At 62.6% G+C, this 246-nt stretch carries 1 pseudogene; it reads right to left on the bottom strand.

The annotated features are described in order from the left end of the window. Window positions 1-22: 22 nt before the first annotated feature. Window positions 23-246, bottom strand: a pseudogene (locus NLF92_RS13570) (methyltransferase domain-containing protein); the annotation flags it as partial.

Below are 246 nucleotides of genomic sequence, written 5' to 3'. Positions count from 1 at the left end.
CAGAGCATGTTGGCGCCCCGACTCAGCAGCAGCGGCCTTCGCTGGCCTGTGCGCCCTCGTCGAAGGGGAGCGATGATCCGCAGCCGGCAAACACGCCATAGTGCCGGTCAAAGTCGCCGTAGAACCTGAAGTAAGGCGCAAATCGCGTCTCGCTCAGCATCCGCCAGGTATTGCCGCAGACCGGAAAGAGGCGGCCTGCTTCGATGTGGTGATGCTTGTCCAACGCAAAGACGGCTTCGGAGCCCA

The sequence above is a fragment of the Opacimonas viscosa genome, from assembly GCF_024199005.1.
Taxonomy (GTDB): Bacteria; Pseudomonadota; Gammaproteobacteria; order Enterobacterales; family Alteromonadaceae; genus Opacimonas; species Opacimonas viscosa.
The sequence above is the reverse complement of the archived record's forward strand: the minus strand, read 5'-3'. Positions and strand labels throughout refer to the sequence as shown.